We start from the raw sequence: 21,684 nt of genomic DNA on the forward strand, positions 1-21,684 counted from the left end.
CTCGACGCCAGCGTCGAAGTCCTGTTCTTCCCCAAGTCCTACGAGATGTTCGCCGACTGCCTGGTCGAAGACACCGCCTTGGCGGTCAAGGGCCGCATCAACGAACGGGAAGGGAGCATCAGCGTCTTCGCCTCCGACGCCGTGCCGGTGGACATCTCGGCAGCGGAAACCGACCCGGGCACCGACCCGGCGTTCGTGATCAAGGTGCCGGTGGGCCGGGTGGACCAGTCGCTGGTGGCGGAGCTGAAGCGGACCCTGCAGGCGCACTCGGGCACCACCCCGGTGCACCTCAAGCTGCAGAGCCCGCGCGGGGTGACCCGCCTGGTCCTGTCCAGCGACTACTTCGTCTCCACCGAGAACGGGCTGCAGGGCGAGCTCAAGGGCCTGCTCGGCGCGGGCTGCTTCGAGACGGTGTGAGGCGCGCGCTCCCCGGTGCCCCGGGGAGCGCCCGCCGTCACACCGTTTCGAAGGTGGCCATCATTCCCATGTCCTCGTGCTCGGCGTTGTGGCAGTGGAAGACGTACCGGCCCCGGTAGGTCTCGAAGCGGGTGATGACCTCCACGGACTCGCCGGGTTCCAGGTCGACGGTGTCCTTCCAGCCCGCGTCGAGCGGGCGGGGTGCGTGGTTGCCGCGGGAGAGGACCTGGAAGTTGGCCAGGTGCAGGTGGATCGGGTGGTGCAGGTCCGCCACGAAGCGCCAGATCTCCACGTCGCCGAGGCGCGGACGCGCCGCCACGTACCCCGTGTCAAACGGGCGCCCGCCGATCAACCAGCCGCGCCGGTGGCCGAGGTGCCCGCTGCGGAAGGCGAAGTCGCGCGTCACCACGGCTTGTTCCCGGCGCAGCGGTTCCACTTCGGACAGCCGGTTGGGGATGGCGGAGTCCTCGGGCTCGCGGCGGGCCACCCGGAACCGCATCACCCGGGCGGTCGAGCCGGTGCCCAGCCGGTTCACCAGGGTGACCTCGGTGCCGACCGGGTAGCGGCCGAAGTCCACGACCACGTCGTGGCGCTCCGCCGAGGCCAGCGTGATGCTCTCGTGCCCGACGGGCGCGGCCAGCAGGCCACCGTCCGAGCCGATCTGCACGAACGCCGGGCCGTCCGGCGGTGGCGGGTCCAGGGCGAGCTCGTAGCGGCGGGCGTTGGAGGCGTTGAGGACGCGCAGCCGGTGGCGGGTCGCGGAGACCTCATGCACCGGCCACGGCACGCCGTTGACCAGCACGACGTCGCCGAGCACGCCCGCCGCGAACTGCTCGGTGACGCCGGGCGCGGTGGTCAGCGTCGGGTCGAGCGAGGGGTAGTCGAACGAGCCGTCGGCGGCGAACGCGCGGTCGGTGATCAGCAGCGGGATCTCGCGGTCGCCGCGTGGGAGCGGGAGGGCGTCCTCCTCGTCGTCGCGGACGATGTGCAGTCCCGCCAGTCCCCGGTAGACGGCCGGGCCGGTGAAGTCCATCCGGTGGTCGTGGTACCAGAGCAGCGCGGCGCGTTGGTCCATCGGGTAGGCGTAGTAGCGGGAACCGCTGGTGATGTCGGCCCGCGGGTCGTGCATGCCGTTGTGCCCGTGGGCCCAGCCGCGGGAGGGCAGGACCAGATCGGTCGGGTACCCGTCGGACTCCGGTGGGGTGTGGCCGCCGTGCAGGTGGGCCACGGTGGGGACCGGGAGCTCGTTGCGGTGGCGGACGGTGGTGGTGCGGCCGCGCCGGGATTCGATGGTGGGGCCGGGGAAGGTGCCGTCGTAGCCCCAGATCGGGGTGCGCACGCCGGGCAGGACCTCGGCCACCGCTTCGCGTGCGGTGAGCTCGTAGTGGTCGGCGTCGTCCCGCAGGACGGGTTGCAGCACGGGTGGGATCGCCAGGGGGAGCTGGAACGGCGCGGGCAGCGGTAGCGCGCTGCGCAGCACCGCGCCGGTCGAGGTGTGCTGGGCCAGCAGCTGCGGGCCGCCCAGTCCCGCCGCCAGCACGACCCCGGCGCCACCGGCCAGTCCGAGGAAGCGGCGGCGTCCCAGCTCGGCGCTCATCGGGCCAGCTCCGCGACGCCCAGCGCGCTCGGCCGCCAGAGCGCGATCACCGCGGCCGTGGTCAGGGCAGTCAGCGCGACGCCGAGCGGGAAGTGCACGTCGAGCCCGCCTGCCAGACCGGCGAAGTACTGGCCGGTCTCGCCGAGGACGATCAGCGCGGTCACCCCGCTCGGCCAGCGCGGACCGCGCCGGGCCCAGAGGAGCAGCGCGATCGCCAGCTGCACCAGGACGAGGTAGAACACCACGTCCGCGCCGATGGCGTGCATGTGGAGCATGTCGTAGTCGCCGCTGAGGAACACCCCCGCGAACACCGGTTGCGCGAAGATCGCGATGGCGTGTGCTGTCGCGATGGCGCGCAGCGCCACCAGCGCCGGAAGTGCTCCGCGGCGAGCGGGTTTGGCCGTTCTGGCCGAAGTGGACGGTTGCATGGTCGCTTCCTGAGGTGCGGATGTCTCGATTGCGACGGTAGAGACGAATTCCGATGCCTTCCAAGACCAGTTCTGCGATGTGCTCATGCCTCCCGAGGCATGATGGGGGCATGGACCTGCTTCCGCTGCGCTACTTCCGGGCCGTCGCGCGCCACGAGCACATCAGCCGGGCCGCCGCCGAGCTGCGGGTGTCCCAACCGTCGCTGTCGCGCACGATCGCGCGGCTGGAGAAGGAACTCGGGGTGCCGCTGTTCGACCGGCAGGGCCGCCACATCCGGTTGAACCGCTTCGGCGCGGCCTACCTGGAGCGGGTGGAGCGGGCGTTGCGGGAGCTCGACGACGGTCGGCAGGAGCTCGCCGACGCGGCCGGGCCGGTACGCGGCAGCTTCGCGGTCGCCTCCGAGACGCTGCTGACGCTGTCTTCGGCGCTGGTGTCCTTCCGAACCGAGAACCCGGAGGTGGACGTGCGGATCCACCAGTCATCCGGGGTGGAGATGCGTCGGCAGCTGCGGCGGGGCGAGGTCGACCTGTGCCTGGCGTCGCAGCAGATCGACGACCCGGAGGTGGAGACCGCCGAGGTCCTGCGCGAGGAAGTGCTGCTGGCGGTCCCGGTCAACCACCGGCTGGCGACGCGGACGAGCGTGGACATCGCCGAACTCGCGGACGAGCCGGTGATCACCACCAGCGCCGACTACTGGCAGCGCCAGCTGACCGAGCGGCTGTTCGCCACCGCTGGCCTGCGCCCCCACATCGTCAGCGAGGGCAACGAGCCAGCGGCGACCACGTTCCTGATCAGCCTCGGCCTGGGGGTGGGCATCATGCCGGAGATGGCCAGCAGGCACGAGCTGGGCCTGGTGTCGTTCCTGCGGATCAACGCGCCGGACTGCCACCGCACCCTGTCCTTCGCGTGGCGCCGCCACGGCTACCTCTCAGCCGCGGCCCGCCGCTTCCGCGACCACACCGCGGAATCCCTCCACCACGACGTCCTGCACCCGTGAGCGCGCCCCTCGACTGAGGTGCAGCGCTCACGGGGCCGTGTCAGGCGGTCTCGACTTCGGTGCGCAGGTGCAGGTCGTGGAGGCTGTGGCCGGTTTCCGCCGTGTAGGTGCCGGGGATCAGGCGCCAGGTGCCGGCGTGCTCGTCCCAGATCTCGGCGGCTCGGCGGGGGAGCACGACTGCTGCTTCGGCGGTCTCGCCGGGTTGGGCGGTCACGGAGGCGAAACCGGCGAGGCGGCGGGTTGGGCGTTCGACGGTGTCGTCCTCCGGGGCGGCGAGGTAGACCTGGACCACCTCGCGGCCCGGCCGGTCGCCGGTGTTGCGCACGCGGACGGTGAGCCTGCCCAGTTCGTCCGCGCCCTGCGGGGCGGTGAGCTCGGCGGACTCGTACTGCCAGTCCGTGTAGCCCAAGCCGTGCCCGAAGCAGTAGGCCGGGGGCGTGCCGGAGCGCTGCCAGGCCCGGTAGCCGACGAAGACGCCCTCCTCGTAGCGGAGTTCGCCGTCGGTCGGCGTCACCTGCGCGACCGGGGCGTCCGCCAGCTGCAGCGGCCACGTGGTGGGCAGCCGACCGCCGGGCTCCTCGACGCCGAGCAGAACGTCGGCCAGCGCGGCACCGGCCTCCTGCCCGGGGAACCAGGTGAGCAGGATGGCCGCGACGTCGTCGCGCCACGGCATCTCCACCGGTGAGCCCGAGTTGACCACCACGACGGTGTTCGGGTTGACCGCCGCCACCCGCCGCACCAGCTCGTCCTGCCGACCGGGCAGCCGCAGGCTCGTGCGGTCGAACCCCTCGCTCTCCACCCGCTCGGTGGTGGCGACCACGACGACCGCCGTCCCGGCGTCCCGCGCGGCGGCGACCGCCTCGTCGAGGAGCTCGTCGGGGTCGCGCTGCGGGCCCAGGTGCGCGAGGCCGAGGGCCACCGCGTCCATCGGCAGCGGCATCGCGTTCTTGGCGACCACGTTCACCAGGCTGACCGCGACCGCCTCCCCGGCGACGAGCTCAACCTGGCCGCGCTCCACCGAGCCTGCGAAGAATGCCTCGAACGGGTCGGCTTCGTCGGTCGTGCGCTCGCCGTCGTAGAGGACCTTGCCGCCCACGGTGAGCTTGAGCCCGCCGAGGCCCTTGGTGCCGAAGGTGTGCGGGCCGCTCTCGCGCGGGGTGAACGTGCCGACGATCTCGACGCTGTGCAGCTCCTCGTACCGCACGCCCTCGGGGAAGTCGCCGTGCCACTGCACCATGCCGTTGGGCAGCTCCTCCGCACCGAGCACCTGGCCGTCCGCGTCGCGCACGACCGCCCGCAGGGCGAAGCCCGTCTCGGCGATGCCCAGCTCGTCGCTGACCTCGGTGCCGACGGCGAAGGTCACCTGGTCACCGAGCGCGGCGCGCAGCCCGTCGAGCGGGGACACGACGTGGTCCGGGAACACCTGGGCGGACCCGCCGCCGAGCACCCGGGCGTCCCGTGCCGCCGAACCGATGACGGCGGTGCTGCCGGACGGGGCGAGCGGCAGCAGGCCGTTCTCGTTGCGCACCAGGACGAAAGCGCGCCGAGCGATCTCGCGGGCGAGCGCTGGCCCGTCGACCTCAGCGGGCCGGTCCTCGGGCGGCACGGCGGCCGGTACGCCCTCCAGCGCCCCGACGCGGGCGGCCAGCCGCAGGACGTTGCGCACCGCACCGTCCACAACGGACTCCTCGACCTCGCCAGCGCGGACCGCCGCGGCCAGCGCCTCGCCGTAGACGGTGTGGGGGCCGGGCATGGCGATGTCCAGGCCACCCCGGATCGCCCGCACCGTGTCACGGGCGGCGAACCAGTCCGAGACGATGCAGCCGTCGAAACCCCACTCCCCGCGCAGGACCTCGTTCTGCAGCCGGGAGTTCTCGGTCATCGTCGGGCCGTTCACCGAGTTGTAGGCGGCCATCACGCCCCACGGTCGGGCCCGCGCCACGATCTTCTCGAACGGCGCCAGGTAGAGCTCGCGCAGCGCCCGCTCGCCGACGACGTTGTTCACGGTGAAGCGCTCGGTCTCCGCGTCGTTGGCGACGAAGTGCTTGACCGTGGTGGCGACCCCGCCGTCCTGCACGCCGAGCACGTACCCGGCGCCGATCTCGCCGGTCAGGTGCGGGTCCTCGGAGTAGCACTCGAAGTGCCGACCGCCCAGCGGCGAGCGGTGCAGGTTCACCGTGGGCGCGAGCAGCACGTGCACCCCCTTGCGCCGCGCCTCCTGCGCGAGCAGGTGCCCGGCGCGCCGGGCCAGCTCCGGGTCCCAGGTGGCGGCCAGCGCGGTGGGGCTGGGCAGCGCGATCGACGGGTCACCGGCGGTCCAGCGCACCCCGCGCACGCCGACCGGCCCGTCGGACATCACGATCGGCGCCAGCCCGATCTCGGGCAGGCCGGGCAGCGTCCACATGCTCTGCCCGGCCAGCAGGCGGGCCTTGGCGTCCAGGTCGAGTTCGGCGAGCGCCGACGCGATCGCGTCGTCATGGCTGACCACAGTGGACTCCTCCGGGTCGGGGGCGGGTGCGGACGGCGCGAGGAGACCAACGGGCCCCGACGTCCGGGGCTCGGCGTTGGCGAGGTCCACCACCGCACCTCCTCGTCGAGGCAGGGATCGCGCAGGTCAAGACAGGGGCACCGTCCTGGCGTAGGCAGCATCCTGGTCGATCGACCTGTGGAGCAGTAGGTGTCGTTACCACTTCGTAATAAAGTGACCTGCGTCGAGCCCGCGGCGACTACGCTCAGGCCCCGTGACAGCGGATCGACCAGCACCGGGTGGCCGGGCACTGCGCAGCGAGAACCGGCGCACCGAGATCCTGCGGGCGGCGATGGAGGTCATCGCCGAGCGCGGCTACCGGGGCGCCTCGCTCAGCGCGGTGGCCGAGCGCGTCGGCATGACCCAGCAGGGCCTGCTGCACCACTTCCCGACCAGGGAGGCGCTGCTCGTCGCGGTGCTCGAAGCCCGCGACGTGTGGGACACCGGCGCCACCGAGGACACCGGGCAGGTCTGGCCGCTGGAGATGTGGACCTACCTCGTCGACTACAACGCCACGCGCCCCGGCATCGTGCAGACCTTCTCGGCCCTGCTCGGCGAGAGCGTGACCGACAACCAGGCGGCGCGCGAGTACTTCGCCCAGCGCTACGGCATGGCCCGCGAACGCGCGGCGGCGAGCCTGCGCCACGAGTTCGGCGAGCGGCTCCCAGGCGGGCTGACCCCCGAGGAGGCCGCGCCGCTGCTGATCGCGGTGCTGGACGGCATGCAGTTCCAGTGGCTGCTCGACCCCGGAGGAGCCGACATGTCCGCCGCCTTCCGCAGCCTGGTCGCGCTGCTGGGTCGGGAGCCAGGCTGAGGCGGCTCTCAGTTCTGCATGACAGTTCGTGGTGAACGCGGTTCACTGGGTTGCAGGGGTCACAACTGCCTAGCGCGAAGGAAACCGATGTCCACCACCGAGGCGCACACCGAAGCTCCCGTCTTCGACGCCGACTTCGTGCACGACCTGCACGCTCGGTACGCCGAGATCCGCGACACCACACCAGTCCAGCGGCTGGTCCTCCCGGATGGCGCGCCGGTCTGGGTGATCACCCGGTACGCCGACGTCCGCGCCGCTCTGACCGACCCGCGGCTGAGCAAGTCCGCCGACCGCATCCGCGAGGTGATCGCCGAGAACCGGCCGCCGGAGGCCAAGCCCCGCAAGTTCGAGGACGCGCTGTTCGCGCACATGCTCAACATGGACCCGCCGGACCACACCCGGCTGCGCAAGCTGGTGGTCAAGGCCTTCACCAACCGCCGGGTCGAGGCGCTGCGACCCCGGGTCGAGCAGATCACCAACGAGCTGCTCGACGGCATGGCGGGCGGGTCCGAAGTGGACCTGCTGGACGCCCTCGCGTTCCCGCTGCCGATCCAGGTCATCTCCGAGCTGCTCGGCGTCGACGAGGAACGCCGGGACGACTTCCGGGCCTGGACCAACACCCTGCTCGACGCCAGCGACCCCGACGCGGCGAGCCAGGCGGCTTCGGAAACGGCCGAGTACCTCATCGAGCTGATCGAGCGCAAGCGCCAGCAGCCCGCCGACGACCTGCTCACCGCGCTGATCGACTCCTCCGAGGACCAGGACCGGCTCAGCGACCGGGAACTCATCTCGATGGTGTTCCTGCTGCTGGTGGCCGGGCACGAGACGACGGTCAACCTGATCGGCAATGCGGTGCTGCACCTGCTGCGCGACCCTGAGCAGTGGGCGGCGCTGCGGGCGGACCCGGACCTGGTGACCAGCGCGGTGGAGGAGGTGCTGCGCTTCGACGGGCCGGTGATGCACGGGACGTTCCGCTTCACCGCCGAGCCGGTGGAGGTCGGCGGTGTGGAGATCCCGGCCAACCAGGTGGTGTGGGTCGGACTGGCGTCGGCCAACCGCGACCCGGAGCAGTTCCCGGAACCGGACCTGTTCGACGTCACCCGCAACGCGCACGGCCACCTGGCCTTCGGCCACGGGATCCACTTCTGCCTCGGCGCCCAGCTCGCCCGCCTGGAGGGGCAGGTCGCGCTGCGCGCGCTCATCGAGCGGTTCCCGAACCTCACCGCCGCGATCGCGCTGGACGACGCGCAGTGGCGCTTCAGCACCCTGATCCACGGCCTGCAGTCGCTGCCGGTCCGCCCCGCCGGGGACTGAGCCTCCGGGGTCACTCCGGTTCGCCGTGCTCGCCGAACCAGTGGGCGAGCTTGCCGCGGCGGCTGACGGCGCGCAGGCGCCGCTCGGCCGCCGCCCGGTGCTCCGCGGTGGTGACGACGAGCAGCTCGTCCCCCGCCTCCAGGTAGCTGTCCGGCAGCGGGACGAAGGCGCGGCCGCGCCGCACGATCAGCGGGATCACCGAGGGCTCGGGCAACCGCAGCTCGACCAGGGTCGTGTGGTGCAGCCGCGACCCCGGCGGCACGGTCATAGTCAGCAGCTCGGCGCCGACCACGTTGAGCGGCACCGAGTCGACGTGGATCTCCCGGGTGGCCTCGCGCGGGATGAGGCCCAGCAGCCGGGCCAGCGGGCGCAGGCTCGGCCCCTGCACCAGGGTGAAGGCCACCACCAGCACGAACACGATGTCCAGCACCCGCGCGCTGCCTGGCACGCCCTGCACGATCGGGAAGGTCGCCAGCACGATGGGCACCGCGCCGCGCAGCCCCGCCCAGGACAGGAACAGCTGCTCCCGCCACGGGACGCGGAAGCCCAGCAGCGGCAGCACCACCGACAGCGGGCGGGACACCAGCAGCAGCACCAGGCCGATGACCAGCGCGGGCAGCACCTCACCGGGCAGCTCGCTCGGCGTGACCAGCAGGCCGAGCAGCACGAACAACCCGATCTGGGCGAGCCAGGCGAGCCCCTCGGCGAAGGAGCGCGTCGCCGAGCGGTGCGGCAGCCGACCGGTGTTGGCCAGGGTCACGCCCGCCAGGTAGGCGGCGAGGAACCCGCTGCCCTGCGCGGCGCCACCCGCGGCGAAGGCGATCACGCCGATCCCGAAGGTCGCCACCGGGTACAGGCCGGAGGCGGGCAGCGCCAACTTCGGCAGCAGGCGTGCGCCGCCCCAGCCGATGAACAGGCCGATCACCGCGCCGATGGTCAGCTGGTAGACCAGGTCCAGCGCGATCTCCAGCGGGGTGACCTCCAACGGCACGGTGCTGAACAGCAGGACCAGGATCACCGTCGGCGCGTCGTTGAAGCCCGACTCCGCCTCCAGCAGCCCGGTCAGCCGCTTCGGCAGCGGCAGCACGCGCAGCACCGAGAACACCGCCGCCGCGTCGGTGGACGACACGATCGCGCCCACCAGCAGCGACAGCTGCCAGTCGATGCCCAGCAGCAGGTGCGCGCCCAGCGCGGTGACCACCACGCTGATGCCGACGCCGAAGGTGGCCAGGATCGACGCGGGCGCGATGAGCCGCCTGATGTCGGACCACCGGGTGGCCAGCCCGCCCTCGACGAGGATGATCGCCAGCGCGGCGGTGCCCAGGTTCTGGGCGAGCTGGGCGTCGTGGAACTCGATGCCGAGCACGTCCTCGCCGAGCACCACGCCCAGCGCCAGGTACAGCAGCAGGCTGGGCAGGCCGAGCCGGGAGGCGAGCAGCGCGGCCACCGCCCCCACCAGAAGCACCAGGCCGCTGACGAGCAGCACCAGGTACAACTGCTGCAGACTCATCGCCAACCCCGCTCACCCGCGTGCTCCGGTGGTGACCAGTACAGCAACTCCGGGCCCGGTGCGCGGGGCAGGCGCGCCCGGAGCGGTTCCACAGTGGAGGTGCACCTCCTCCTCGAGGAGGAGGTCAGCGGGCCCGCGGGCGGATACGTTGGCGCGGTGCGGACTTCAACGACTGAGCACCGGTTCGGCGTCGACGGCGTGGTGGCCGTGTTCTGCGGGGTGCTCGGGGGCTGGGTGTCGCTGGGCACCCTGCGCGGCGCGGACCCGGTCGCGGTGTGGGCGGTGGTGGCGGTCCTGGTCGGGCTGACCGCCTGCCTGGCGGTGCGCCGCATCTGGCCGACGGTCGCGTTCGTCGTCGGCTCGGGCCTGATGCTGGGGCTGGTCGCGCTGCCGAACATCGGCGACCAGGGCGTGCCGCCGATCCTGCTGCCGTTCTCGCTGGTCCACCCGGCCCTGCTGTACTCGGTCGTGGCCTACACCGGGCGGTCCGCGCTGCCGGTGGCCTGCGGGCTGCTCGGCGCCGGGATCGCCGTGGTGCGCGGGGTGATCGGCTTCCCGGTCGACCCGCTGGGCACGGCCGGGGTGCTGGTGGCCGCCGCGTTCGGCGCGGTGCTCGCGGCCTGGGCGCTCGGCCGCTACCAGCGGGTCCGGGTGGCCTACGTGCAGTCCCTGGAGGAGCGGGCGGCCCAGGCAGAGCTGCTGCGCGAGCAGCAGGTGCGCGAGGCCATCGCCGCGGAGCGGCGGCTGATCGCCCGCGAGATCCACGACGTGGCCGCGCACTCGCTGGCCGTGGTGCTGGCCCAGGCCGACACCGCCCGCCTGGTCTTCGACCGCGACCGGGACAAGGCGCGCGAGATGATCGGCACCGCGGTGGACGTGGGACGGCGGGCGATGGCGGAGCTGCGCAGCATGCTCGGCGTGCTGCGCACCGGGGACGAGCCGGAACCGGCTGGTCAGGACCTCGCCGAGCTGGTGGAGACGTTCCGCCGCGCTGGTGCCTCCGTCGAGCTGGTGCAGCGCGGGGAGCCGCGGGAGATCGACACCGCGCAGCGGCACGCCGTCTACCGGGTCGTGCAGGAGTCGGTGACCAACGCGCTCAAGCACGTCGGCCCGGAGGTGATCTGCCGGGTCGTGCTGGACTGGGCGGACGACCGGCTCACCGTGACCGTCGCGGACGACGGACCGGGCACCTCGGCGGACCTGACCTCCGTCGGCGGGTTCGGCATCGTGGGGATGGCCGAGCGGATGCGGCAGATCGGAGGGGAGTTCGACGTGCGCAGCGCACCGGGCGAGGGGACCGAGGTGCGGGCCGGGTTCGGTCCGCTGGGGGCGATGCGATGACGATCCGCGTGGTGGTCGCCGACGACCAGCAGCTCATCCGCTCGGCGCTGACCACGGTGCTCGGGCTGCACGACGACCTGACCTGCGTCGCCGAGGTCGCGACCGGGCGGGAGGCGCTGGCCGCCTGCCGGGCGCACCGGGTGGACGTGGTGCTGATGGACATCCGGATGCCGGACCTGGACGGCATCGCGGCCACCGAGCTGATCACCACCGAGCTGCCGGGCACCCGGGTGCTGGTGCTGACCACCTTCGACCTGGACGAGAACCTGTTCGCCGCGCTGCGCGCCGGGGCCAGCGGCTTCCTCACCAAGGACACCCCGGGCGAGGAGGTGGTGGCCGCGGTGCGCACCGTCCACGAGGGCCACTCGATCGTCTCCCCGCGCGCCACCAGTAGCCTGCTGGAACTGGCCCGCAAGTCCGCCCCGCAGCCCCCGGAACCAGCTTGGGCGGGGCTGACCGGGCGTGAGCGGGACGTGCTCGTGGAGCTGGCGCGGGGGGCCTCCAACGCCGAGATCGGCGCCGCCCTGCACCTGGCGGAGACCACGGTGAAGACCCACGTGGGCAGCATCCTGCGCAAGCTCGACGTCCGGGACCGCCTGCACGCGGTGATCTGGGCCTACGAGAACGGCGTCGTGCGGGGCTGATCTCCTCCTCGCGGAGGAGGCGGTCGGTGCGCCGCGGAGGAGGCCCGGGGCGGGTGCCCCCGGCCAGCATGGCGGCCATGACTGGAACCGAGGAACACCGCTTCACCCGCAGCGCGGCCGGGATCGTCGGACTGGCGCTGCTGGTGATCCCGCTGGTGTGCTGGGCCACCGGCGCGCCGAACCCGCTGGCCGCGCCGGGCGACAGCTCCGGCCGCTCGCTGGCCTTCCTGGCGCAGCCGACCGCGCACCTGGTGATGGCCGGGTGCGGGCTGCTCATCGCCGCCGCCGCGGTGCTGCGGAGCACGGCGGTGCGGGTCGCCGCGCTCGGCGCGTTCGCGCTGCTGCTGGACGCCGGGGCGCTGGCGGCGATCGGCTACCTGCCGTTCATGGTCTTCTCGGCGGTGACCGGCAACGCCGACAACCTCACCGCCTACCTCTCGGTCCCGCTGCTGATGCAGGTGGGCATGGGCGTGGCCGCCGCCGGACTGCTGTGGATGCTGGTGGACCGCCCCGCGCCCGGCGGCGCGGACGCCCACGAGCGCGCCCGGGCCAGAACTGCGCGGTGGACGGCGACTGCCGTGATCGCGCCCGTGGTCTACGCCGTGACCCGCGTGCTGATGGCGCTGGAGGTGCCGGGGTTCGCGATGGAGATCGACGAGTCGACCAAGGCGGCCGGGATCGGGCTGGCACTGGCCGCGGTCGGCGGGGCGGTGCTCACCTGGGGGCTGGTCCGGCCGTGGGGCGAGCGCTGGCCGCGCTGGATGCCGCGGTTGGCGGGCCGCGAGGTGCCGGTCAACCTCCCGGTGGTGGCCGCCCTGGTCGTGTCGGTGCTGGTGATGGCGGCGGGCAAGGCGATCCTGCTGCTGGCCGCCACAACGGGTTCGGTGATCTCCGAACACCCCTGGGCCTGGCTGCCGATGCTGCTCTGGCCGCTGTGGTCGGTCTCCCTGGCCCTCGCCGCGCTGAACTCGTTCGAGGTTTCAATTGAAACTGCGAACCCGTCACCCTTGGTTACAGTTTCAATTGAAACTGTAGATTCCCGTGCGGCCGGAGTCTGCTGCGCGGGTGCGCGGGTTGGGTGGGGGTGTGGTTGTGCCTCGGGGTGAGGCGAAGTGCGGTGCGATTTCAATGGAAAACGGGCGCCTGTTTTCCATTGGAATCGCGGGTGAACCCGATACGACGGCGGTGAGTCGGGGTCTCGACGTGCCGAGTGGATCCGGCGGGTGCAGGGATCTGGCGGGCGTTGGAATCTGGCGGGTGCAGGGGGCCGGCGGGTGCAGGGGAGACGCAGGGGGTCCGGCGGGTGCAGGCATCTGGCGGGCGCAGGGGAGACGCCATGGGGCATAGGGGGACCGGCGGGCGCGGGGGACCGGCGGGCGCGGGGGACCGGCGGGCGCAAGGGGGGCCGTTGGGGCGGGGCCCCGGAGTAGCGGAAGCCCCGGGATGCCGGGGCATCCCGGGGCCTTGTTCCCCTCTCGTGCTGGTCAGGCGCCCGCTTCGCGGAGGAGGATGTCCACCGCCGCGTCGTTGCGGGTCGTCTCCTTCTCGATCACGTCCGCGGGCGGGTAGAAGCCGTCCAGGCCGCCGCCGGTGGACGGGTACATCTCGAAGGTGTAGGCCAGGATCCTGTGCTCGGCCCACATCCAGTCGAGGCTGTCGCCGTCGGTGACGTAGAGGTCGCTGGACTGCTGCGGGGTGTAGCCGTTGGACTGGGCCATCTCCCCGCCAACCCGCGCGAACCGGTCGTACTCCTCCTGCGTCATGCCCTCGGTGACGTCGTCCTGGGTGTGGCCGAAGGGCCAGAGCACCAGCTCGGAGTAGGTGTGGAAGTCGATCGCGGCCTTGATCTGCTGGGCGCCGCCGACCACCCGGGAGTTGATGAAGTCCCGCAGCGCCGCGGTCTCGGGCGCCGACCAGGCGTCGCTGCCCCGGTAGTCCTCGGCGTTCGGGTCGTCGCTGGAGCCGCCGCAGCAGCCCCACTTGTAACCCCAGTTGCGGTTGAGGTCGGTGCCGGTGTCCTGCCGATTCTTCCGCCAGCCCTGGAACTCGCCGGACTCGACGTCGTAGGACGAGCCGTCCACGTTGACGATCGGGATGATCCAGATCTCCCGGTTGTCCACCGAGTCCTTGACCGCCGCGTCGGAGGCGTAGTCGTCGGTGAACCGGTTCGCGATGCGCAGGCACATCTCGGTGGTGAGGTGCTCGCGGGCGTGCTGGTTGCAGTCGAACAGCACCTCGGGCTCGTCCTCGTCCTGCCCGGCGTTGTCGCTGATCTTGAGCACCGGGATGTCGCGGCCCTCGAAGGACGTGCCGATGCTGGACTTGGTCGCGATGTCGCCGTGGTCGGCGACGATCTTGTCGAGCTCGGCGACCGTCTCGTCGTAGGTGTGGTAGCCCTCGTAGCCGGGCGGGAAGTCGCCGGGCGCGGCCTTGGCGCGGTTGATCCGCTGCAGCGCCTCGCCGACCGCGGTGCCCCCGCCGAGCGCGAACCCGGCGGCCCGCAGCCGCTGGGCCTGGTCGGGGGTGGCCTCCACGGTGGCCACGCCGTCGCGGACCGAGAGCACCTGCGCACCGGTGCGGTTGATCTCGGTCCGGCTGGTGCTGTCGGTGTTCGGGACGGTGTAGATCGCCGGCTCCTGCGCGGCGGGTGTCGGCTCCGCGGACACGCTGGCCGAGATCGGGGCCAGCAGGGCCAGGCACGCGGCGGCCGCCACGGCCGCTGCCTTGCGCCGTGAGCTGAACATCGGGTCTCCGATCGATCACTGGTGGTGACGTGGAGAGGTTGTAGGAGGCCACCGGTGTTGGCAAGCCACTGGCGAACAATGGTCGCCCGTTGTCGTTTTCCCGGATGCCGGGACGGCGTGTGACCGCCGACCGGGTTCGGGGACAGCCCCCGGCGGCGGCGATTACCCTGGTTGGTGCAACCTCCGAGGCCTTGGAAGGACGCTCATGCTCACCCGTACCGACCTGCGCGGTCGTGTTCCGTCCACCGTCGAGCTGCGCGCCACGCTGCCGCGCGCCGAGATGGACGTGGAGCACGTGCTGCATCGGGTCCGGCCGCTGGTCGAGGAGATCCGCGACCGGGGTGTGCGGGCGGTCCTGGAGTTCACCGAGAAGTTCGACGGAGTTCGACCGGATCGGGTGAGGGTTGGGGCGGCCGAGCTGCGCCGCGCGCTCGACGAGCTCGACCCGGAGGTGCGCGCCGCGCTGGAGGAGTCGATCAGCCGCGCCCGCCGGGTGCACGCCGACCAGCGCCGCACCGACACCACCACGCAGGTCGTGCCCGGCGGGACCGTGACCGAGCGCTGGGTGCCGGTCGCCCGCGTCGGCCTGTACGCGCCGGGCGGGCTGGCGGTCTACCCGTCCAGCGTGGTCATGAACGTGGTCCCGGCGCAGGCGGCCGGGGTGGAGTCGCTGGTGGTCTGCAGCCCGCCGCAGGCCGAGTTCGGCGGCCTGCCGCACCCGACGATCCTGGCCGCCGCGCAGCTGCTCGGCGTCGAGGAGGTCTGGGCGGTCGGCGGCGCGCAGGCGGTGGCGCTGCTGGCCTACGGCGGCGAGGACACCGACGGCTCGGAGCTGGCGCCGGTGGACATGGTGACCGGGCCGGGCAACGTGTACGTCACCGCCGCCAAGCGGCACCTGCGCAGCCTGATCGGCATCGACTCGGAGGCCGGGCCGACCGAGATCGCGGTGCTGGCCGACGGCACCGCCGACCCGGTGCACGTGGCGGCGGACCTGATCAGCCAGGCCGAGCACGACCCGCTGGCGGCCAGCGTGCTGGTGACCTCCTCGCCGGAGCTGGCCGACGCGGTCGACGCCGAGCTGGAGCGCCAGCTGGCGCAGACCAAGCACGTCGAGCGGATCCGCACCTCGCTGACCGGTGAGCAGTCCGGCTGCATCCTGGTGTCCACAGTGGAGGACGGGGTGCGGGTGGTGGACGCCTACGCCGCCGAGCACCTGGAGATCCAGACGGCGGACGCCGAGGCGGTGGCCGCCAAGATCCGCAACGCGGGCGCGATCTTCGTCGGCCCGTACGCGCCGGTGTCGCTCGGCGACTACTGCGCCGGTTCCAACCACGTGCTGCCTACGGGCGGGTGCGCGCGCCACTCGTCCGGCCTGAGCGTGCAGAGCTTCCTGCGCGGCATCCACGTGATCTCCTACAGCGAGCAGGCGCTGCGCGAGGTCTCGGACAAGGTCGTGGCGCTCGCCAACGCCGAGGACCTGCCCGCGCACGGCCAGGCGATCACCGCCCGCTTCTGACGCGGAGGTGGGTCATCTTGCTCAGGCGGTCACCCGGCAGAACCCCAGGCGCCTGGGGCCGCGGGACGCCTGAGTGCGTGCGCCGCTGCGACGACGAACGAAGGTTGAACACATGAGTGACGTGCTGGGCGCCGAGACGACGCTGGCGGACCTGCCGCTGCGGGAGGACCTGCGCGGCCGCAGCCCCTACGGCGCACCGCAGCTGGACGTGTCGGTCCGGCTCAACACCAACGAGAACCCCTACCCGCCGCCGCCGGAGCTCGTCGACGACGTGACCACGGCGGTGCGCGACGCCGCCGCCGAGCTGCACCGCTATCCGGACCGCGACGCCAAGGCGCTGCGCGCCGACCTGGCCGCCTACCTGACGCGGGCGACCGGGGCGCCGCTGGCGGTGGAGAACGTGTGGGCCGCCAACGGCTCCAACGAGGTGCTGCAGCAGATCCTGCAGGCCTTCGGCGGGCCGGGCCGCACCGCGCTGGGCTTCGAACCGTCGTACTCGATGCACCCGATCCTGTCCGCGGGCACCCGCACCGACTGGCTCCCGGCGCCGCGCCGCGCCGACTTCAGCCTGGACGGCCCCGAGGCGGCCCGGATCGTCGCCGAGAAGCAGCCCAGCGTGGTGTTCGTGACCAGCCCGAACAACCCCACCGGGCAGTCGGTGTCGCCGGACGACCTGCGCGCGGTCCTGGACGCCGCGCCCGGCGTGGTGGTGGTCGACGAGGCCTACGCCGAATTCTCCGCCCAGCCCAGCGCGATCGAGCTGATCGAGCAGCACCCGGCGAAGGTGATCGTCAGCCGCACCATGAGCAAGGCGTTCGCGTTCGCCGGTGGTCGGCTCGGCTACCTGGCCGCGGCACCGGCGGTGATCGAGGCACTGCTGCTGGTGCGGCTGCCCTACCACCTGTCGGCGGTCACGCAGGCCGCCGCGCGCGCCGCGCTGCGGCACGCCGACGCGACGCTCGGGTCGGTGCAGGCGCTCATCGACGAGCGGGAGCGGGTGGTCCGCGAGCTGTCCGCGCAGGGCTTCTCGCCGGTGCCCAGCGACGCCAACTTCGTCCTGTTCGGACGGTTCGCGGACGCGCACCGCGCGTGGCAGCGCTACCTGGACGCCGACGTGCTGATCCGCGACGTCGGCATCCCCGGCCACCTGCGGGTCACCATCGGCACGCCGGCGGAGAACGACGCGTTCCTGACGGCCAGCAAGGCAGTGAGCGAGGAGATCCAGCAGTGACATTCCAGCCGGGAACCCGCGTGGGCCGGGTCGAACGCACCACCAAGGAGTCCTCGGTGCTGGTCGAGCTCGACCTCGACGGCACCGGGCAGGTCGACATCGACACCACGGTCCCGTTCTACGACCACATGCTCACCGCCCTGGGCACGCACGGCGCCTTCGACCTGAAGGTGAAGTCGACCGGTGACGTGCACATCGACGCCCACCACACGGTGGAGGACACCGCGATCGTGCTCGGCCAGGCGCTGCGCCAGGCGCTGGGCGACAAGAAGGGTATCCGCCGCTTCGGCGACGCCTGGATCCCGATGGACGAAACCCTCGCGCACGCGGCGGTGGACGTCTCGGGCCGCTCCTACTGCGTGCTGACGGGCGAGCCGGAGCAGTACAACAGCTTCACCATCGGCGGGAACTACCCGTTCGTGCTCAACCGCCACGTCTTCGAGTCGTTGGCCTTCCACGCCCAGATCAACCTGCACGTCCGCGTGGTGCACGGCCGGGACCCGCACCACATCGCGGAGGCCCAGTACAAGGCGATCGCCCGGGCCCTCCGGGCGGCGGTCGAACCGGACCCCCGCTTCGCCGGGGTGGTCCCCTCCACCAAGGGCGCCCTGTAGCGCTGGCCTGGCACGACGAAGGGCGCCTCCCGCCGTGGCGGGAGGCGCCCTTCGTCGTGGAGCGACCGGGTCAGTCGAGGGCCGGTTGGGGAGTGGCTGCTTCGAGGCGGGCTGCTTCGGCTCGTTGCTGCGGGCCCCAGGTCTCGGCCGTCAGCAGGGCGGCGGTGAGGCCGAGGACGCCGTAGGCGCTGAACAGCAGGGCCGGGCCGAGCCAGCCGAAGGCGCTGAACAGCGTGGTGGCCAGCAGGGGCGTGAAGCCCGAGACGATGGCCGAGCCCTGGTAGGCCAGGGAGGAGCCGGAGGTGCGGGTCTTGGTGCGGAACAGCTCGGCGAACCAGGCGCCCTGGACCGCGGCCAGCGAGTTCTGGCAGATCGCGAAGCTGACCACGAAGGTCGCCACGACCAGCGCCGCCACGCCCGTGTTGACCAGCAGGAACATCGGGACGCCGAACAGCGCCACCAGGCCGCAGCCGAACAGGTACACCGGGCGGCGGCCGAACCGGTCGGCGAGGCGGCCGAAGCCGAGGGTGGTGAACAGGCCGATCGCGGCCGCGGTGACCACCGCGGTCAGCGTCACCGACTTGTCGGTCAGCGGGTCGTCGCCCTGCACCAGGTAGGTGAGCATGAACGTGATCGCCACCGCGTACCCGGCGGTCTCGGTGATCCGCAGGCAGAACGCGCGCAGGACGTTGCGCCAGTCGTTGCGCAGCACCTCCAGGACCGGGTTCTCGACCACCTCGCCGTCGCCCTTGAGCTCCTCGAACTCCGGGGACTCGGCGATCTTGTACCGGATCGCGATGCCGACGAAGACCAGCACGGCGCTGAGCAGGAACGGCACGCGCCACGCCCACTGCTCGCCGAGCGGGGTGCTGGCCAGGAACGCGAAGTTGGCCAGTAGCAGGCCCAACGGGAACCCGGCCTGCGGGATCGCGGTGTACTGGCCGCGCTTGCGCCACGGGGCGTGCTCGTAGGTCATCAGGATCGCGCCGCCCCACTCGGCGCCGAAGGCCAGGCCCTGCACGACCCGCACCAGCACGAGCAGGACCGGCGCCAGCACGCCGACCTGCTGGTAGGTGGGCAGCAGGCCGATGCACACGGTGGCCAACCCCATCAGCAGCAGCGATCCGACCAGCACCGGCTTGCGGCCGATCCGGTCGCCGAGGAAGCCGCCGAGCACCCCGCCCAGCGGTCGCACGGCGAAGCCGATGCCCAGCGTGGCGAAGGACAGCAGCGTGGCCGACAGCGGATCGGAGTCGGGGAAGAACACGTCGCCGAAGTACAGCGCGGCGGCGGTGCCGAATCCGATGAAGTCGTAGTTCTCGATGGTGGTGCCGACACCGCTGCCGATCGCCACCCGCAACCGGTCCGGGGTGCCGTGCACCTTGTGCGGCGCCGCCTGGGCGTTGCTCATGCCCGGTCCGCCTTTCCGGCACGGGTCGATGCGGGGCTGCTCATGCGTTCTCCTGCTCGACGTCTGCGTTGACTGTCAACAGTCGACTGTTGGTCGACTCATGCTCGGGTCGGGCCGAGCCCGTGTCAACCCCCATCACGGACCGGAGTCGCCGGGCGCCGCAGCGCTCAACTCCTGGTCACGCGCCGCAACAGGCTTCCTACCAGCGTAAATGCCCGTCCAGGGGTGGGCGTGTGGCGGTGCCGGGGCAGATCCCCGGGAGCCGGTCTCCGCCCGCCCCGCGCGCCGTGGGTGATCTCGCGCGAACCTCTCGGGTGAGGAGCGGGTCCGGTTCGGGCTGGTTTGACACGGAGCGTGGTGCTGTTGAGGCTCGGCGTTGCGCCGTTTGGATTACCCGGGCGGTTCACCGTTGCGTCACTACGGGGTCTCCCGGCGGTGGGTTCCGTGCATGACGATGGCCCGTTGTGACTGAGGTTTCTCGACGTCGAGTGCTCGCCGGTGCCGCTGGTGCGGTCGGTGGCGCCGCTGCTGCTTCGCTGTTGCCGCCCTCGCTGCACCGGGCCATGGCCCAACCGGTGCCCGCGGGCGGGTTGGACGCGCTCGAGCACGTCATCGTGCTGATGCAGGAGAACCGCTCGTTCGACCACTACTACGGGACGTTGCAGGGCGTGCGCGGGTTCGGCGACCGGCACCCGCTGCAGCAACCCGACGGTCGCTCGGTGTTCCAGCAGCCCAAGTTCGGCGGCGAGGTGCTGCCGTTCTCGCTGCGGCAGGGCGCGGAGCGCGAAGGCCGGCCGGTGTCGGACATCCAGTACCTCGGCGACCTCGACCACAGCTGGGGCGGCAGCGGCAGGGCCTGGGCGCGCGGCTGGTGCAACGACTGGGTCGCCGCGAAGACCGCCGCCACCATGACCTACTACGAGCGGCCGGACATCCCGCTGCAGTACGAGCTGGCGGACACCTTCACCATCTGCGACGCCTACCACTGCTCGGTGTTCGGCTCCACCAACCCCAACCGCAACTACCTGTTCACCGGCACCACCGGCTACGAGCCGGGCACCACAGACCGCGCCGTCACCAACGCGGCCTACGACGCCGACCACCCCGGTTACGAGTGGACCACCTACCCGGAGCGGTTGGAGCAGGCCGGGGTGTCCTGGCAGATCTACCAGGAGTGGGACAATTTCACCGACAACTCGGTGGAGTACTTCCGGACCTTCAAGGAGATCGGGCGCAAGGTGCTGGCCCCGGTGGACGGGGACTTCCGCACCACCGAGCAGTTCTACACCGCGCTGTTCGACAAGCCGGCCGCGGAGCAGCAGCGGCTGCTCGCGCAGCTGGAGGCGGGCCGCGCGGCGCTGACCGACGCCGAGCGGAGCCTGTTCGACCGCGCGATGTACCGCAGCGAGCCGGGCACGCTGGTCGACCGGCTGCGCGCCGACATCGCCGCGCACCGGTTGCCGCAGGTCGTCTGGCTGGTGCCGTCCGCGGCCGACTCCGAGCACCCGGGCAGTTCGACGCCGGTGGGCAGCGCGAACCTGATCTACCGGGTGCTGGACGCGATCGCGGACCCGGCGGTGTGGCCGAGGACCGCGCTGCTGCTCAACTTCGACGAGAACGACGGCTTCTTCGACCACGTCCCGCCGCCGGTGCCGCCGAAGCCGGAGTCGGGGGAGGGCGACGACTACTTCGGGGGCCAGCCGATCGGCCTCGGACCGCGGGTGCCGATGACCGTGGTCTCCCCGTGGACCACCGGCGGTTTCGTCAACTCCGAGACCTTCGACCACACCTCGGTGCTGCGCCTGCTGGAGCGCTGGACCGGGGTGCAGGAGCCGAACATCAGCTCCTGGCGGCGCACCACGTGCGGCGACCTGACCTCGGTGTTCGACTTCGACAACGCGGCCCGGCCGCCCAAGCCCGCCGAACCGGGACCGGTGCCCGACCCGGTCAAGCGCTGGCACCCGCGACCCCCGGCGGAGCAGGCGCTCCCGGTGCAGGAGCAGGGCCGCCGCCCGGCCCGTGCGCTGCCCTACCAGCCGCAGGTCTCGGGCGCGCTGAACGGGGAGGCCGTGGTGCTGCGGCTCGGCAACGTCGGCGCCGCCTCCGCGCACTTCGCGATCTACCCCTACGCCGGGGAGCTGTCCGAACCGTCCCATGTGGACGTCCTCGGTGAGCAGGTGGTGAGCGTGCCGGTGGGCGAGGAGTACCGCCTCGCGGTGCAGGGCCCGAACCGGTTCTGGTTCGAGCTGAGCGGCTCGCGCGGGGGCCGGGCGGCGGGCGTCGACGTCCAGACCCGCCACACGGCCCGCGGCCTGGCGCTGGAACTGCGCAACGGCGGCGAGCAGGACGTCACGCTCCGCCTGCGCTCGCTCGGCTACGTCGTCCACGAGGAGCAGGTCCGCATCGCGGCGGGCGGGGCCCAACCGCTGGAGTGGCCGGGCGACCACGGCTGGTACGACGTGGAGATCACCACGCCCCAGGACAGGACCTACCGCCGCCGCGTCACCGGCCGAGCCGAGAACGGCGCCCCCGGCGTCACCGGCTGAGCGGTCGTGAGCGGCGGTGGTCGCCCTGGCCA

The 21,684-nt window shown here is 72.3% G+C and carries 16 protein-coding genes and 1 pseudogene; 11 read left to right on the plus strand and 6 right to left on the minus strand.

All coding sequences use genetic code 11. The features are described from left to right. Positions 1–417, plus strand: a pseudogene (locus ABT324_RS31825) (DNA polymerase III subunit alpha); the annotation flags it as partial. A gap of 37 nt (positions 418–454) precedes the next feature. Here ABT324_RS31825 and ABT324_RS31830 read toward each other — a convergent pair. Together ABT324_RS31830 and ABT324_RS31835 are read right to left on the minus strand one after the other, a co-directional pair. Beyond that, a complete protein-coding gene (locus tag ABT324_RS31830) occupies positions 455–2,014 on the minus strand; it encodes a multicopper oxidase family protein (RefSeq protein ID WP_351185058.1) in 1,560 nt (519 codons plus the stop codon). Beyond that, positions 2,011–2,442 carry a hypothetical protein gene (locus ABT324_RS31835; protein WP_351185061.1) on the minus strand — a complete coding sequence of 144 codons (432 nt, stop codon included), beginning with the start codon at positions 2,440–2,442 and terminating at the stop codon, positions 2,011–2,013. The genes ABT324_RS31830 and ABT324_RS31835 overlap by 4 nt, the downstream gene beginning before the upstream one ends. A 110-nt stretch (positions 2,443–2,552) precedes the next feature. Between ABT324_RS31835 and ABT324_RS31840 the strand changes: the two genes are divergently transcribed. After that, the gene (locus ABT324_RS31840) at positions 2,553–3,440 is read left to right on the plus strand and encodes a LysR family transcriptional regulator (protein WP_351185064.1); all 888 of its coding nucleotides are present in this window, start codon (positions 2,553–2,555) and stop codon (positions 3,438–3,440) included. Positions 3,441–3,480: 40 nt separating this feature from the next. On the opposite strand, the gene ABT324_RS31845 is transcribed toward ABT324_RS31840, so the two are convergent. Then, entirely contained in the window at positions 3,481–6,021 is a 2,541-nt protein-coding gene (locus ABT324_RS31845; RefSeq protein ID WP_351185067.1) for a beta-glucosidase H, read from the minus strand. Between the two features lie 160 nt (positions 6,022–6,181). On the opposite strand from ABT324_RS31845, the gene ABT324_RS31850 reads away from it, so the two are divergent. Together ABT324_RS31850 and ABT324_RS31855 are read left to right on the plus strand one after the other, a co-directional pair. Continuing rightward, positions 6,182–6,781, plus strand: coding sequence for a TetR/AcrR family transcriptional regulator (locus ABT324_RS31850; protein ID WP_351185070.1), 600 nt, complete (start codon positions 6,182–6,184; stop codon positions 6,779–6,781). 87 nt (positions 6,782–6,868) lie between these two features. Next, positions 6,869–8,095 carry a cytochrome P450 family protein gene (locus ABT324_RS31855; RefSeq protein WP_351185073.1) on the plus strand — a complete coding sequence of 409 codons (1,227 nt, stop codon included), beginning with the start codon at positions 6,869–6,871 and terminating at the stop codon, positions 8,093–8,095. 10 nt (positions 8,096–8,105) lie between these two features. On the opposite strand, the gene ABT324_RS31860 is transcribed toward ABT324_RS31855, so the two are convergent. Beyond that, positions 8,106–9,599 carry a potassium/proton antiporter gene (locus ABT324_RS31860; protein ID WP_351185104.1) on the minus strand — a complete coding sequence of 498 codons (1,494 nt, stop codon included), beginning with the start codon at positions 9,597–9,599 and terminating at the stop codon, positions 8,106–8,108. Positions 9,600–9,761: 162 nt separating this feature from the next. Between ABT324_RS31860 and ABT324_RS31865 the strand changes: the two genes are divergently transcribed. From ABT324_RS31865 to ABT324_RS31875, 3 genes are all read left to right on the plus strand, one after another. Further along, positions 9,762–10,946: a sensor histidine kinase gene (locus tag ABT324_RS31865; RefSeq protein WP_351185076.1), complete on the plus strand. Its 1,185-nt coding sequence runs from the start codon at positions 9,762–9,764 to the stop codon at positions 10,944–10,946. Further along, a complete protein-coding gene (locus ABT324_RS31870; protein ID WP_351185079.1) occupies positions 10,943–11,590 on the plus strand; it encodes a response regulator transcription factor in 648 nt (215 codons plus the stop codon). The genes ABT324_RS31865 and ABT324_RS31870 overlap by 4 nt, the downstream gene beginning before the upstream one ends. A gap of 77 nt (positions 11,591–11,667) precedes the next feature. Next, the gene (locus ABT324_RS31875) at positions 11,668–12,696 is read left to right on the plus strand and encodes a hypothetical protein (RefSeq protein ID WP_351185082.1); all 1,029 of its coding nucleotides are present in this window, start codon (positions 11,668–11,670) and stop codon (positions 12,694–12,696) included. Positions 12,697–13,074: 378 nt separating this feature from the next. Here the strand turns inward: ABT324_RS31875 and ABT324_RS31880 are convergent, their stop codons facing one another. Further along, positions 13,075–14,334 carry a M14 family metallopeptidase gene (locus tag ABT324_RS31880; protein ID WP_351185085.1) on the minus strand — a complete coding sequence of 420 codons (1,260 nt, stop codon included), beginning with the start codon at positions 14,332–14,334 and terminating at the stop codon, positions 13,075–13,077. A gap of 205 nt (positions 14,335–14,539) precedes the next feature. Between ABT324_RS31880 and hisD the strand changes: the two genes are divergently transcribed. From hisD to hisB, 3 genes are all read left to right on the plus strand, one after another. Beyond that, positions 14,540–15,850 (plus strand): histidinol dehydrogenase, encoded by a 1,311-nt coding sequence (gene hisD, locus ABT324_RS31885; RefSeq protein WP_351185088.1) that lies wholly within the window; start codon positions 14,540–14,542, stop codon positions 15,848–15,850. A 112-nt stretch (positions 15,851–15,962) separates the two neighbouring features. Further along, positions 15,963–17,081: a histidinol-phosphate transaminase gene (locus ABT324_RS31890; protein ID WP_351185091.1), complete on the plus strand. Its 1,119-nt coding sequence runs from the start codon at positions 15,963–15,965 to the stop codon at positions 17,079–17,081. Next, positions 17,078–17,695, plus strand: coding sequence for an imidazoleglycerol-phosphate dehydratase HisB (hisB, locus tag ABT324_RS31895; RefSeq protein WP_351185094.1), 618 nt, complete (start codon positions 17,078–17,080; stop codon positions 17,693–17,695). The genes ABT324_RS31890 and hisB overlap by 4 nt, the downstream gene beginning before the upstream one ends. Before the next feature lie 70 nt (positions 17,696–17,765). Here hisB and ABT324_RS31900 read toward each other — a convergent pair whose 3' ends face one another. Next, positions 17,766–19,106, minus strand: a complete 1,341-nt coding sequence (locus tag ABT324_RS31900; RefSeq protein WP_351185097.1) for an MFS transporter — start codon at positions 19,104–19,106, stop codon at positions 17,766–17,768. A gap of 464 nt (positions 19,107–19,570) precedes the next feature. Here ABT324_RS31900 and ABT324_RS31905 point away from each other — a divergent pair, with 464 nt between their 5' ends. Continuing rightward, positions 19,571–21,652: a phosphocholine-specific phospholipase C gene (locus ABT324_RS31905; RefSeq protein WP_351185101.1), complete on the plus strand. Its 2,082-nt coding sequence runs from the start codon at positions 19,571–19,573 to the stop codon at positions 21,650–21,652. Positions 21,653–21,684: the final 32 nt, after the last annotated feature.

Origin of the sequence: Saccharopolyspora sp. NPDC000359, from assembly GCF_040300525.1 — a bacterium.
Taxonomy (GTDB): domain Bacteria; phylum Actinomycetota; class Actinomycetes; order Mycobacteriales; family Pseudonocardiaceae; genus Saccharopolyspora.